Annotated in this window: 11 protein-coding genes and 1 pseudogene; 8 read left to right on the top strand and 4 right to left on the bottom strand. The window is 38.7% G+C overall.

Going from position 1 to position 13,627, the window contains the following annotated elements; all coding sequences use genetic code 11:
* Positions 1 to 277: 277 nt before the first annotated feature.
* From upp (UYI_RS0125075) to UYI_RS0125065, 3 genes and pseudogenes are all read left to right on the top strand, one after another.
* On the top strand, positions 278 to 928 hold the full coding sequence (gene upp / locus UYI_RS0125075; protein ID WP_016869432.1) for a uracil phosphoribosyltransferase: 651 nt from the start codon (positions 278 to 280) through the stop codon (positions 926 to 928).
* A gap of 74 nt (positions 929 to 1,002) precedes the next feature.
* Positions 1,003 to 1,357, top strand: a pseudogene (locus tag UYI_RS33385) (hypothetical protein).
* A gap of 167 nt (positions 1,358 to 1,524) precedes the next feature.
* Complete coding sequence (locus UYI_RS0125065; protein ID WP_016869431.1) at positions 1,525 to 1,809, top strand: YggT family protein; 285 nt, start codon at positions 1,525 to 1,527, stop codon at positions 1,807 to 1,809.
* Between the two features lie 103 nt (positions 1,810 to 1,912).
* Here UYI_RS0125065 and UYI_RS0125060 read toward each other — a convergent pair whose 3' ends face one another.
* The gene (locus UYI_RS0125060; RefSeq protein WP_016869430.1) at positions 1,913 to 2,530 is read right to left on the bottom strand and encodes a DUF3611 family protein; all 618 of its coding nucleotides are present in this window, start codon (positions 2,528 to 2,530) and stop codon (positions 1,913 to 1,915) included.
* A 216-nt stretch (positions 2,531 to 2,746) separates the two neighbouring features.
* Positions 2,747 to 3,001 (bottom strand): hypothetical protein, encoded by a 255-nt coding sequence (locus UYI_RS0125055; RefSeq protein ID WP_016869429.1) that lies wholly within the window; start codon positions 2,999 to 3,001, stop codon positions 2,747 to 2,749.
* Positions 3,002 to 3,387: 386 nt separating this feature from the next.
* Here UYI_RS0125055 and UYI_RS0125050 point away from each other — a divergent pair, with 386 nt between their 5' ends.
* The 5 genes from UYI_RS0125050 (at position 3,388) to UYI_RS0125030 (ending at position 11,684) form a co-directional block, all read left to right on the top strand.
* Complete coding sequence (locus UYI_RS0125050) at positions 3,388 to 3,816, top strand: hypothetical protein (RefSeq protein WP_016869428.1); 429 nt, start codon at positions 3,388 to 3,390, stop codon at positions 3,814 to 3,816.
* A gap of 348 nt (positions 3,817 to 4,164) precedes the next feature.
* Positions 4,165 to 4,851 carry a response regulator gene (locus UYI_RS0125045; RefSeq protein WP_026086160.1) on the top strand — a complete coding sequence of 229 codons (687 nt, stop codon included), beginning with the start codon at positions 4,165 to 4,167 and terminating at the stop codon, positions 4,849 to 4,851.
* Between the two features lie 975 nt (positions 4,852 to 5,826).
* On the top strand, positions 5,827 to 7,629 hold the full coding sequence (locus UYI_RS0125040) for a ShlB/FhaC/HecB family hemolysin secretion/activation protein (protein ID WP_016869426.1): 1,803 nt from the start codon (positions 5,827 to 5,829) through the stop codon (positions 7,627 to 7,629).
* 799 nt (positions 7,630 to 8,428) lie between these two features.
* Positions 8,429 to 10,855, top strand: a complete 2,427-nt coding sequence (locus tag UYI_RS0125035; RefSeq protein WP_016869425.1) for a sucrose synthase — start codon at positions 8,429 to 8,431, stop codon at positions 10,853 to 10,855.
* 439 nt (positions 10,856 to 11,294) lie between these two features.
* Positions 11,295 to 11,684 carry a response regulator gene (locus tag UYI_RS0125030; RefSeq protein WP_235148016.1) on the top strand — a complete coding sequence of 130 codons (390 nt, stop codon included), beginning with the start codon at positions 11,295 to 11,297 and terminating at the stop codon, positions 11,682 to 11,684.
* Between the two features lie 98 nt (positions 11,685 to 11,782).
* Here the strand turns inward: UYI_RS0125030 and UYI_RS0125025 are convergent, their stop codons facing one another.
* Together UYI_RS0125025 and upp (UYI_RS0125020) are read right to left on the bottom strand one after the other, a co-directional pair.
* A complete protein-coding gene (locus tag UYI_RS0125025) occupies positions 11,783 to 12,193 on the bottom strand; it encodes a DUF2294 domain-containing protein (protein ID WP_016869423.1) in 411 nt (136 codons plus the stop codon).
* Between the two features lie 597 nt (positions 12,194 to 12,790).
* Positions 12,791 to 13,426, bottom strand: coding sequence for a uracil phosphoribosyltransferase (gene upp / locus UYI_RS0125020; protein WP_026086159.1), 636 nt, complete (start codon positions 13,424 to 13,426; stop codon positions 12,791 to 12,793).
* Positions 13,427 to 13,627 lie beyond the last annotated feature (201 nt).

Genomic DNA, 13,627 nt, shown 5'->3' with positions numbered 1-13,627 from the left:
CCCCACTCCCTAAGGTTGTGGGGGCCTGTGAGTTCCCCGATTCCCAAAAAAAAGAGGGAAAAGCCCGCGATCGCTGGCCAATCCCGTCTGCCGATCCTTAAAGAGAGGAGAACACTGACTATTAATATAACTTTGATTGAGAAAGACTGTCAATTATTAATGAAAAATATTATCAATAATTTTGGAGTGAGTGCCTATTTTAGCTAATAGCCGGATATCAGAAAGAGTATTATGATGTTTCAGTTGTTATACAATCGCAGAACGCCTAATTCCGGCTATGACGCTACAATTGCGTGTTTATGTTCCACCGCATCCCTTAATCAAGCATTGGTTAGCAGTTGCCCGCGACGCTGCCACACCTTCAGTATTATTTCGCAGTGCTATGACTGAATTGGGACGCTGGCTTACTTATGAAGCTGCCCGAGAATGGTTGCCTACTCAAGATACAACGGTGCAGAGTCCTTTAGGTATCTGTCCGGCAACTTATATTGATCCAGAAGTTCCAATGGCAGTAGTGCCAATTTTGCGAGCAGGTTTAGGATTGCTAGAAGGAGCGCAAACATTACTACCATTGGCATCAATTTACCATCTTGGTTTAGTGCGGGACGAAACAACTTTACAACCATCTTGTTACTTGAACAAACTTCCAGAAAAATTTCATCCTCAAACACGAGTACTAATTACCGATCCGATGTTGGCTACAGGCGGATCAATTATTAAGGCAATGGAAGAATTAACACAACGGGGAGTCGACCCGTCTTTAACCAGAATTATTTCTGTAGTAGCAGCTCCCCCAGCTTTACAAAAATTAGGCGCGGCTTATCCTGGTTTAATAATTTACACTGCGACCATAGATGAGCAAGTAAATGAGCGGGGATTTATTGTCCCAGGTTTGGGGGATGCAGGCGATCGCACCTTTGGGACTTAAGCTAGTATGCAGCTAGAAGTGGAAACTTATTAAACAACCCAAAAGTGCAGCTTTTTTTATTGGTGGTAATAGATATGAGTCAGCGTGATGGTTTTGCAAGTGGTTTTTTCTTCGGGGCGATAGTTGGCAGTGTAGTAGGTGGTGTTTTGGGTGCAGTTGTTGCTTCTCGCGGCGATAGCGAGTTAGCAGCAGAACAAGAGGAGCAAATCTCTATGAACCCAACAGAAGCCAAAAAAATTATCTCTGCGACGACGTCAGATGAAGAGTTCAGAAACCGACAGCATGGAGATGGAAACAGCACGGCGATCGCTAGAAGATAAAATAGCCCAGTTAAATGCCACAATAGATGAAGTGCGGCAGCAACTGGGCAACGTTAATAGTAACTCTGGTCAGGCGGTAAATGAAAGGCCTCTCACAAAAGATGCTTGAAAGTTGGGAAGGGGAACGACTTATCAGTTATCAGTTATCAAATTAAACTGGTAACTGTTAACTGTTAACTGATTTGGTGAAAACATACACCATGACCTGAGCTAGCTTAAAATCTAAGATATAAGACCAAAATAGACACTTACACAGGAAAGGAAACTAACCAATCCATGTATTTACTGATTTCCACACTTGCTACTTTCATCAATATTTATAGCACCCTGTTGATTATTAGGGTTCTACTGACTTGGTTCCCCAACATCAACTGGTACAATCAACCATTTGCTGCTTTGAGCCAAATCACTGACCCCTATTTGAACATTTTCCGTAATATTATTCCCCCCTTAGGTGGAATAGATTTCTCTCCGATCTTGGCATTTTTAGTACTCAATATCATTGGTTCTTTGTTGGTACAAGGTGTAAACTCTCTGGCAAGCCTGCCATCATTTGGGTGAATGCACAGCAAAAAAATATCTCAGTTTGTTTGTAGAGACGGTAGATAATCAACGTCTCTACAATTTATCTGTTTCTCTGTTTCTTATAAATTGGACAAGTTGCTTACAACTCAGGATGTAGCCAATTAAAAAGTCCCAAAGAAGCAACTGTGCCAATAAAATGGGCAGTGATACCAGTCATACTAGCCGTAGCGACAAAAATGTCGAGCGAGCGAATAATACGATTCGGGTCATAGATTGCTACTCCTTGGGGTTGGGCGATAGATTTTGAGAGTAAAACACCTAAACCTGAGCCTCCTCCCAGAATTGTCAGTAACATGCCAACAAAACCAGCAATCACAGCAACCCGCAGCACTTTCATCACTTCCGTTTTTTGTGGATGTAAGGCGGGATTAGGATTGCGGAGTCGTTTAGCAAAGCGAGTGATGCGAAAAGCTAAGTAAAGAGTAAATAACAGAGCTAAAATCCCACAAACTCCCCAAAATATACTAATGCTAAGTCCAGGGGTTGTACCTTGAGTGTAAGTAGGAACTGGTACTCCTGGGGTGGGTGCTACTGATTGACTAAAGCTACGACCTGAGATGGCAAATATCAGCATTAGTGCGGAAGCAGCTCCCAACCCAAGCTGTAACCAGAAGCTAACCCAAGCAACAAGGCGCAAAATGTTGGCAATTCTTTCTATTTTGGGATTGAGGGTGTATGCTTCCGATTGAGCTTGCATGGTTTTTAATCAGAACTAGAACAGCATAAAATCTTTCTGATCTCAACCATAGGTATGTCCTTGGAGAATAACGACCTTCTCAAGAAAGAATATCCTTGGCTCAAACTCATACTTAAGTTGCTGTATTAAGAAGTTTTACAGCATTGCAACCAGAACAATAAAAGGGAACGGGGATCGGTAATGGGGAATGATGATTAATAACCACTAACCATTCCATTACCCATTACCAGCAACACTAAAATCCTGATTACGAATAGAGTGTTCCGTATCACGATAGTGGGAATCTAGCCAACAACGCGGTAAAGACTCACCAGAGGGAAACATCATTTCCCACTTTACGTATGAATCAGGTTCCTGTAATTCTTCGCCTGCGTGAGTTACTCCCATTACTTCTTTGATACAGGGGTTGAAGAGTCGGTCTAGAGTCAAAATCTCGACTAGAGTTCCTGAGGGTTTATGCATCAAGAACATAGTAATTCTCCTCTGTCAAGAGCTACTAATTAAATCCTAGATCGAACTCATTCTTAAGACTTATTTCTGAAATAGTTTGCAAAATTAATACAGGTCTAATTTCTCATAGCTTACGCTTGACTTAAATCTATATACTCGTGGTGTTTTCCCGCAGTGATATCCCAGATTCCCCAATATCTAGTCAAATATAAGGTTATTTTTGATACCTGGAATTGAAAATCTATAAATAATTATTTGTATAAATAGGTTAAATATTTTTTCAGCTTCTCTCTGATGGAATATGCATGAGTACAGATATTATGTCTAATATTTAATTTGTTGTTCATCTTCTGACAACACTTTATCCACCTATATGAAAAAGGTAAATTTATATGAACAAGTAGGTTATGAATATTGAATTTTTTAACCAGTTCCCTTGGACACCTTTAGTGTTACATTGGCTGGCTTATGCTTTTTTAGGATGGTATTTGTCTGTTAATCATATTGTTTGGGTTGTAGGAGTATTAGTAGTTGCTTTGGTATTAGCTTTAGTGGGGCGGAGTTTATCTTGGTTGAATCGCCTATTGAATTACGGTTCTCAAGTCTTAATTGTTGTCCTTGCTTTAAGTTCATCGGTTATTTTAGTAGCATTTTTACCGATATTTTTTACTTTTATAATCACGCCATTAGCAACTACAGTATTAGCAGAAATAGAGTTACGTTTTGTTGGGTTTAGCAAACGAGATGCATTATTGTTATTAACTTTGTTAGCGGGCTTAGGTTTAATAGTAGGTGAAACAGTGGATTTAATCTTTTTACCTAGTAACAGATATTAAATTTTTACTAGGAGGTGCGATCGCTTTCACATTTTTCGGTTATTAATTAAATATACTGAATATTCTTTACAGCCACAAAAGTTAAATTTTGTAACAAAACTCGTAATATACTCATTGATTTGAGAAGTATTACTACAGATACAGCAAGTAGACGTGTTTTGAAAGTCTACGTTCATCCTGTTGATCAAAATCTTGGCTTAATATTTCATGTTTTAGGTTTTCGCTTTATGAGAGTGATCAAAATTTCTGCTTGTTTCTACTCCAGTAATTACTGATTTCATAATTTCTGCGGTGATGTAGCAGAAAAGAATTCAATTCCGAAAAGTATTGAAATGTGAGTAATACAGCATGAACAAAGATTTATCACACGCTAGGCTACAAATATTTGTGATTGATGGTCATGAAATATGCCTGAGTGGAGTACTTAGGTTACTACACTCTCAATACCCACATGCAAAAATAATGACTGCCAACACTGCCGAAAATGTTTTAAATCAAATTTCGTTGCTAGAACCTGATTTAGTTATCATGGATATTTTTTTACCAGAAAAACAGGGGGTAATAGCACGAAATAGTACCGGTATACAATTACTCAAAGATTTACTCAATAACTATCCTAAGCTTAATATTGTAGTTCAAAGTGAACATGTGAAAAAATTAGTGCGGATAAAGTCTGCAATTGATACACATAAAGGAGGCTTTACAGTTGCTGATAAAAGTCTCTCTAGTCAGGAAATGCTTATTAGAGTTAGTTGGGCATTACAAGGATTAACTCATATTAAAGATATCCAGTCTACCTACTCGGAATTAGAAATCAAACCAGAGTGCTTAAGACTGTTAAATCTAGCTTTTCAAGAAGGGTTACAAGATAAAGCGATTGCTGAAAATATTTGTGTCTCAGAACGCATGGTGCGTCACTATTGGGATAAACTTCAAGAAGCTTTAGGAATTGATTGTCATGAATTAAAAAACCAAGGTAAAAATATCAGAATAATAACTCAAATTCGTGCAAGAGAAGCAGGTTTAATAGACTAAAAAACCTTAAATATTTAGTATATTTCTTGCTCAGCGATCGCCTACCTGTTGGAGAAAAATCAGGCGATCATTATTTTTGCTCATCAAGTTTATATTAATGTGAGTTTGATAAACATTCTCAGATTAAACAATTAACCCATTTGCAAGTAATAGTTTACTAAATTGATTTTGATAGGTTAGCTAGATCCCCGACTTTTTAAAAAAGTCGGGGATCTAAACCCTCGCAAAGATTCAAAACTTATGTGGTCGAGTAGTAGACAAGCTAGATTGTGACAAAATTTACATTAGATTCCAATACGTTCAGATAAGCCCACAATCCTTTGTAGAGACGCTTCAAACAGCGCGTCTCTACAGATCAATTTTTTGTACTAAAAATCCTTAACTGAACCATATTGCATTAGATTATTGTATATTTTTACACGTAAAATTATTCTTATTAAAACTATAAATATCATAAAAACTACTTTTTTAGAGAAAAATCTTAGTATATCTTCTATTTTTAGAGTAATAAAAAATACATTTTTTACTTTACTAATCAAGTTTTTTTAATATTATTTAAGCGGTAAGTACTTGCAACTATAGTCCTTTTGGTTTAAGCTTTGAAACTAACAAGTTATTGTATAAATAATCATGTTAATTAATAAACATTTGCTTGTTGACAAACAGTATAAGTTTTAACTATAAAATTACGGTAAATAACTTAATCTACCAATTTAAAAATTTAGATTTTGAATATGGTTTCGTTAATTTCAAGTTTTTGGAGCAGCAAATTTAGATAATAATAATCAATCTCAAAAAAATAATATCAAGTCAAAAATATTACAAACAAAGTTTTACCAAAAACTAGAATAGTTTTGTTGATTTTTCTTATTCTTTCAGCAAGGATTAATTGTTGATATATAGGGAATAACAGTTAGTAAAAAATTAATCTTTTTATAGTTGTCCAATGCTCATGCGTGTTACATAGCTCTTACCATGCCCAGTAAAATTCAATTTCAACTAAATATGTGCAAATACTGGTGTTGGTTGAGCGTAGTAGTAATTTTTAGTGCAACAACAATCAAGCCGTTGAAAGCGCAAGTAACTAAAACAACGCAAATACCAACTTACAAAACTGCTCAAGTTCCAAATATTAGACCTGAACCTGGTAAACCACCCTCAACTCAGCCATTACCAGAACAGTCACCACCAACACCTCTACCACCCCCAGAGGAATTACTGCAACCTCCTGGTACAACAACTCCGACTCCAGAAGCAACCCCAAGCGGTGAAGTTCCTCAAACTATTGTTGTGAAAAAATTTCAAGTCACAGGCAGTACTGTTTTTAGCCCTGAAGACTTTGACCAAATTACTGAACCTTTTACTAATCGTCCAATTACCTTTGCAGAACTATTTCAACTTCGTTCAAAGATTACTCAATTTTATGTAGATCAAGGATACATTACATCTGGAGCTTATATTCCACCACAAAAATTACAGAATGGTGTAGTGGAAATTAGGGTAGTTGAGGGGGGATTAGAAGATATAAAAATAATAGGTACCCACAGACTTAACCCTAAATATCTGCAAAGTCGCCTTGCTATTGCCACAAAGCCACCCCTGAACCGCGATCGCTTGTTAGAAGCATTGCAATTATTACAACTTAATCCCTTAATTGCAAACTTATCAGCAGAACTCTCAGCAGGAACTCGCCCTGGACAAAGCTTACTAGAAGTACAAGTCAAGGAAGCCGATAGTTTTAACGTACAGTTGATTTTGGATAATGGGCGATCGCCTGCCGTCGGCAGTTTTCGTCGGCAAATACAAGCAAACGAAGCTAATCTGTCTGGATGGGGCGATAGCATTAGCGCTGTTTACGCCAATACGGATGGTAGTAATGCCTTTGATATAAATTATACTCTGCCCCTCAACCCCCGCAATGGTACTTTGTCGTTTAGCTACGGTTTTTCTGACAACACTGTTATAGAAAGACCCTTTGATGTCCTTGATATTCAGTCCAACTCCAGTTACTACGAACTAACCCTGCGTCAGCCTCTACTACAAAAACCAACTCAAGAATTTACTTTAGGTATCACAACAAGTCATCGCCGCAGCAAAGCCACCTTTTTGGATGGGGAAGTTCCTTTTCCTGGAACAGGTACAGACGCAGAAGGAAGAACACGGGTAACTGCTGTGCGCTTTTTTCAAGAGTGGGTTTCTCGCGATACCCAGCAAGTATTTGCGATGCGTTCTCAATTTAGTGTTGGACTTGATCTTTTTGATGCCACCATCAACGAAACTTTCCCTGATACTCGTTTTGTCTCCTGGAGAGGACAAGCCCAATGGGTGCGCTTATTAGCCCGCGATACTTTATTGCTGCTACGAGGTGATTTACAACTAGCAGATAGACCACTCATTCCCTTTGAACAAATTGGTATTGGGGGTCTAGATAGCGTCCGGGGCTATGGTCAGGATGCTTTATTAACAGATAACGGCATTTTTTTATCTGCGGAAGTACGAGTACCCGTCGTTCGCTTCTCAGGACGCAACAACTTTTTGCAGCTTGCTCCCTTTGTGGATTTTGGCAATGGTTGGAATGATTCTGGTAGATCCGACTTTCAAGTAGAACTCGATAGCAATACTCTGCTATCCGTAGGATTAGGACTGCGCTTACAACTCCAAGACTATCTTACTGCTCGCCTTGATTGGGGGATTCCTTTAATCTCAATCGGTTCTGAGGATAAGGACTCATGGCAGGAAAACGGTTTGTACTTTTCCATTATTGCCAATCCCTTTTGATCACAAGGGAGGGTGTGAGGAGTCTGAGGAGTCTGAGGGGTGTGAGGAGTCTGAGGAGTCTGAGGGGTGTGAGGAGTAGTAAACAACTACTAACCACTGTACAGACGTGCCATGGCACGTCTGTACAACAATCAACAATCAACTACTAACCACTAACCACTAACTACTAACCATTAACCCTTGACTATACGAATGTTATTGTTACATTTTGTTGACAAATAAAATATTGTCACAAATTTCGGTTAAAAACATTAATTGTTTGAAAATTATTATCAGCTTAAATTAGCTGGTAAAATTCAAATAAAGTTTGTAGTAAATGGCTTAAAAAGCCTAAAAATCGTCTAAAAAGTAATTTTTTTACTACAAACAGTTTTTTTGAGTGCATTTAACATTCTTTTTTTACTTAATCTATTTACAGTTAAAAACCTGGGTGACTCGATGACAATTTTCTAAACAGGAAGTAAAAAATAACTTACTGTTGATATGCCTTTTAGGCAGGGATTTAACTTGGGATATATAGCATTCCTGCCAAGAGTCAAAGGAAAAGCTTAGCCTTTTTACCCATAAAAGGTTGGTTTTTGCTGTAAATAATACTTATTTGATGTGGCTGCTTAGCAGTGTACCACAGTCTACACAATAGACGCATATATACCCACAGGGTAGAACACAAACAATTTCAGAGGTAATGAAGATTGGGGTTAACTTTGATGGAATGCATTCCATTATTAACCTCCAATTTTTGTCCCAAAATCGCAATTAACTCATCAAGTTCCCAACAAGGTGTAGAGGAGGTTTGTAAATGTTTGATTTAATTCAAGAGATTTTGAAAAGTGATGATAAAAATAATTTACGGCAGTTTATTAGTTTGTTGCGTCAGTTAGAAAAAAAGTATTTGCTACGCAATGAAATTTTGAATTCATTTCATGATTACTGCCAAAAGCAGGAAAATTCTGAGCATATTTACCACAGTTCTAATTTGAGTAAATTAGTTTCTTTTACTCAAGAAATTATTTTAGATACCGAAAGTGTTTGTTTTGTCATCCGTCCTCAAATTGCTACTCAACAAGCTTATCGGTTATTAGAAGATTTCACAGTAGAGGCGATTAGCATTCAAGAACTATTAAATTTGCGCGATCGCTTAGTTAATCGCTATCATCCCCAAGAAGGTGAAGTCCTGAAAATAGATTTTCAACCCTTCTATGACTATTCGCCTGTAATCCGCGATCCTAAAAATATTGGCAAAGGTGTAGCTTTTCTCAACCGCTACCTATCTAGCAAACTGTTTGATGACAGTCGTCAGTGGCAAGATGCTTTGTTTAATTTTCTGCGTCTGCACCGCTACAATGATGCTCAACTGCTCATTAATGAACGTATCCAAACGCAACAACAGTTATCTGACTGTGTGAAGCGGGCATTAATTTTACTAAGAAAGTATCGAGCTGATACAGCTTACAAAAATTTCTGCACAGAATTACAAAATCTTGGTTTTGAACCTGGTTGGGGAAACACCGCCTATCGGGTACAGGAAACTCTGGAAATGTTGGATCAGTTGATAGATTCACCAGATCATCAGGTACTAGAAAATTTCATTTCTCGCATACCGATGATTTTCCGTATTCTTTTGGTTTCTCCTCACGGCTGGTTTGGACAGGAAGGGGTACTAGGAAGACCAGATACAGGTGGACAGGTAGTCTATATTCTCGACCAGGTAAAAGGGCTAGAAAAGCAACTTCAAGAGAACATCGAACTATCAGGATTGGATGTGCTTAGCATTCAACCAAAAGTGATTGTCCTGACGCGTTTGATCCCCAATAGTGAGGATACTACCTGTAATCAGAAGCTAGAGAAAATTTACGATACTGCTAATGCTTGGATTTTGCGCGTACCTTTTCGAGAATATAATCCCCAACTGACGCAAAATTGGATTTCTCGGTTTGAAATTTGGCCTTACTTAGAAACCTTTGCTATTGATGCTGAACAAGAGTTAATAGAACAGTTACAAGGTAAACCCGATTTGATTGTCGGTAACTATTCTGACGGCAATTTGGTAGCATTTTTGCTAGCACGGCGGATGAATGTTACCCAATGCATTATTGCCCACGCCCTAGAAAAATCTAAGTATCTCTTCAGTAATCTTTATTGGCAAGACCTAGAGGAAAAGTACCACTTCTCCTTACAATTCACAGCAGATTTAATTGCGATGAATGGGGCAAATTTCATTGTTAGTAGCACTTACCAAGAAATTGTTGGTACACAAGATAGCGTTGGTCAGTACGAGTCTTATCAATCTTTTACCATGCCGGATTTATACCATGTGCTGAGCGGCATTGAGTTATTTAGTCCCAAGTTTAATATTGTTCCCCCTGGTGTGAATGAGGATGTCTATTTTCCTTACTCTAGGATAGGGGAGCGAAATTTAAGCGATCGCTCACGTTTGGAAAACCTCTTGTTTACCCTCGAAGATGCAACTCAAGTTTTTGGTAAACTAGCAGATCCCAGCAAGCGCCCCATATTTTCTATGGCGCGATTAGACAGGATTAAAAATCTCACTGGTTTAGCAGAATGCTTTGGTAAAAGCCAAGAACTACAAGAACACTGCAATCTCATCCTCATCGCAGGTAAACTCAAGAGTGAAGATTCTACCGATCACGAAGAAATTAGCGAAATTGAGAAACTTTACCAAATTATCGATCAGTACGACTTGCACGGCAAAATTAGGTGGTTAGGCGTGCGTTTATCCAAGGATGACTCTGGTGAAGTTTATCGGGTGATAGGCGATCGTCAAGGAATTTTTGTCCAACCAGCCTTATTTGAAGCCTTTGGTTTAACAATTCTAGAAGCAATGATTAGCGGGCTACCTACCTTTGCGACTCGCTTTGGTGGGCCTTTGGAAATCATTCAAGATCAGATCAATGGATTCTACATTAACCCCACTGACCACACAGAAATGGCAGAGATCATCTTAAAATTCATTTCTAAGTGTGACCAAAACCCCAACTACTGGAACGAAATTTCTCAGCGCAGCCAAGAGCGTGTCTATAGCAACTATACTTGGAAAATCCATACCAATCGCCTGTTATCTCTAGCAAAAATCTACAGCTTCTGGAACTACACCTCCAAAGAACAACGCGAGGAGTTACTACGTTACGCTGAGTCTTTGTTTCATCTAATTTACAAACCAAGAGCCAAAATGCTGTTAGAAGAGCATATGCACCGTCACTGGTAGTCAATGGTTAGTGGTTAGTGGGTACAGACGCGATGTTCCTCGCGTCTGTACATTAGTGGTTGGGTATTGGGTGTTGGTTTTAACTATTACCAATCCCCAATCCCTGTTGCCCCTAATCCCCACTCCCTACGGTCGTGGGGGCCTGTGAGTTCCCCAATCCCCGATCCCCAAGATAAAGATTTGTCAACTAGCTCTTGACTATACGTACATTTACTAGCAACATATCAGCTTGGTGTTGCCACTAGCTTGTGGTTGTTCTATCCTCAACAGCAGCGCAGATGCCCAACCTAGTCAGTCACACACGAGTTCATCCGTTTCAGACCGCACATAGTCGCATAGGCCGCCTGGAGGAAACCTCGTACATCTTTTGAGAAAAATCACCTCATTAGCGAAGATTTTTCCCAAATACTGACTTGATGTGTGAGGGTTCTTAATGTTTATGCATGGGCAGCCATTGATTTTGGTTGTAGAACCAAATCTACATGAATTAGAAATTCTCAATAGTTATCTTAAAAAACTACAATTTTCATCCATGTGTGCCAAACAAGGGGTAAAAGCTTTAATTCTGGCACAAACTCATAAACCAGATTTAATTTTTTTAGATATGGTTCTGCCTGACTTGAGTAGTATCCAAGTGATTTATTATCTCAAGCGTAATCCAGAAACCAATCAAATACCAATTATTGGGCTAACATCTGGAAGCAGTGCAGAAGATTTCAATCCCGCTCTCCAGACGGGAGCTGTTGATTGCATTGCCAAACCCTTTAATTTCCATCAAATACAATTTTGTCTTCGTCGCCATCTTAGCTTATTACACTCTTTTAACTAAGCAGGGCTAACAGGGTGCGTTAGGCTAAAGCCGTAACACACCCTACTTAAGATTTACTTAAGATTTACTTTATAAATGGTCTCTTACACCACAAACCACTAACTGTTAACTGCGACATTTTTTTTACGAGCTTTGGGAATAGCTTGAGGATTGCGAACCTCGGGTAAATTTTCGATAAAAACAATTATTCCTGTACGTCCGGTTGTTAAATTTGTATGGCTAATTAAGTCTAATACAGGTTTACCAATCACTTCCTCAATCAAATCTTGAATCTGCGGAACCATCATTCTGTCTAGATCGATTCTAACTTGCTCCGCTAGAATATCAGAACCATATTTCATTAAAATTTGCTCAACTTTAGTCACAGAATTTTCGAGAGTAATTGCTAATTCTCCATGAAAAAAATGGCAATTAATTTTCGTAGGACGTAAACCAAGTTCAACATTATACAGAGAACGGATACGATTGGAAATTTCTCTCTCTAATTGTCCAATAGTAGGTGCTGACATATTAATTTCCTATATTAGAAAAGCCCAAACACCAAACATAACTATCAAAATCTGTGTGCAGATTTTGTGTAGAAAATATTTCTTTTGCTCCAAACTGATTTCAGAGTCTGGAGTAAAAGGACAGATAATTTGCCCTTGAAATTTTTACTTGTACCAATCTCTCGCAAAAGTGAGTTTTGCCAGACATTTCATAGTGTCAATAATTTTCCTGAATTTGTAGTCAGGAAAACATTTAGAAGATTTTCATATTTAAATACATAATAAGTATTAATACTTTTGGTAAATGTGGACACCCTGTGGTTTTACATTGCACAACATTTAATACCGTAGCATTTGTGATAAATAGATGGCGATGGTATCCAAATATTCACCACAAGAACCATAAAATAAGCAGATATGCAGTTTATTTGTATAAAAATCAATATATTCCATCAGCAATTTACCGTATATTTGGAAACAGAGTGAATACATAATGATGTTTATAAATGCGTATTAACTTGTCGAAGTAGGTACTATAAGGCAGAAAGGATTAATGCTTAAATTTTTTCCTTCTGCCTTAACAAAAATAGTAAACAGCCAAAATTGGTAGTGGCTAGCTCATTTAGTTCCAAATAATCTATCCCCAGCATCTCCTAATCCGGGAACGATGTAGCCATGCTCATCCAACTTTTCATCTATAGCCGCAGTGTATATAGGTACATCAGGGTGTACTTGGGTGAAATGTTCGATTCCTTCTGGTGCAGCAAGCAAGCAAACAAACTTGATTGATTGCGGATTAGTGGATTTGAGTCTTTCTACTGCTGCGACAGCAGAATTGCCAGTTGCCAGCATGGGATCTACTATCACCACATCTCGCTTGTTTATATCGTGGGGAACTTTGAAATAATACTCGACAGGAATCAAAGTTTTGGGATCGCGGTATAAACCAATATGTCCCACTCGTGCTGATGGTATCAGCTCTAGCATTCCGTCCAAAATTCCCTGTCCTGCCCGTTGAATAGAAATTATTACCAGCTTTTTGTCTGATGCCAAAACAGGGGCATTCATCGGGGCTAAGGGTGTTTGAATTAGTTCACATTTGAGCTGTAAGTCTCGCGTTACCTCATATGCCAACAACATACTAATTTCTTTGAGGAGAAAGCGAAACTTTGCCGTACTAGTTTCAGCCTTACGCATGAGCGTCAGTTTATGCTGAATTAATGGATGCTTGATTAGTATTACTTGATTTCCCATGTTAGTGATCGGGGGTTGGGGGAGGTGGGAGATGGGGAAGGCGGGGGTCCCCTCTGGGGATAAGGGGCGATGGGGGGCTAGGGGTCCCCACTTTGTGGGGTTGGGGGGCAATGGGGAACTCATCGGCCCCCACTCCCTGTCGGTCGTGGGGATTAGGGGCAGTGGGGAGGTGGGGAGTGGGGGGAGTGTGTAGACGCAACA

This window comes from Fischerella muscicola PCC 7414, assembly GCF_000317205.1.
Classification (GTDB): Bacteria; Cyanobacteriota; Cyanobacteriia; order Cyanobacteriales; family Nostocaceae; genus Fischerella; species Fischerella muscicola.
This window is presented reverse-complemented; position numbering and strand designations above follow the sequence as displayed.

Bases quoted from the DNA above. Each gene is read 5' to 3' on its own strand.
- upp (WP_016869432.1), top strand. From the start codon at position 278: ATGACGCTACAATTGCGTGTTTATGTTCCACCGCATCCCTTAATCAAG.
- UYI_RS0125065 (WP_016869431.1), top strand. From the start codon at position 1,525: ATGTATTTACTGATTTCCACACTTGCTACTTTCATCAATATTTATAGC.
- UYI_RS0125060 (WP_016869430.1), bottom strand. From the start codon at position 2,530: ATGCAAGCTCAATCGGAAGCATACACCCTCAATCCCAAAATAGAAAGA.
- UYI_RS0125055 (WP_016869429.1), bottom strand. From the start codon at position 3,001: ATGTTCTTGATGCATAAACCCTCAGGAACTCTAGTCGAGATTTTGACT.
- UYI_RS0125050 (WP_016869428.1), top strand. From the start codon at position 3,388: ATGAATATTGAATTTTTTAACCAGTTCCCTTGGACACCTTTAGTGTTA.
- UYI_RS0125045 (WP_026086160.1), top strand. From the start codon at position 4,165: ATGAACAAAGATTTATCACACGCTAGGCTACAAATATTTGTGATTGAT.
- UYI_RS0125040 (WP_016869426.1), top strand. From the start codon at position 5,827: ATGCCCAGTAAAATTCAATTTCAACTAAATATGTGCAAATACTGGTGT.
- UYI_RS0125035 (WP_016869425.1), top strand. From the start codon at position 8,429: ATGTTTGATTTAATTCAAGAGATTTTGAAAAGTGATGATAAAAATAAT.
- UYI_RS0125030 (WP_235148016.1), top strand. From the start codon at position 11,295: ATGCATGGGCAGCCATTGATTTTGGTTGTAGAACCAAATCTACATGAA.
- UYI_RS0125025 (WP_016869423.1), bottom strand. From the start codon at position 12,193: ATGTCAGCACCTACTATTGGACAATTAGAGAGAGAAATTTCCAATCGT.
- upp (WP_026086159.1), bottom strand. From the start codon at position 13,426: ATGGGAAATCAAGTAATACTAATCAAGCATCCATTAATTCAGCATAAA.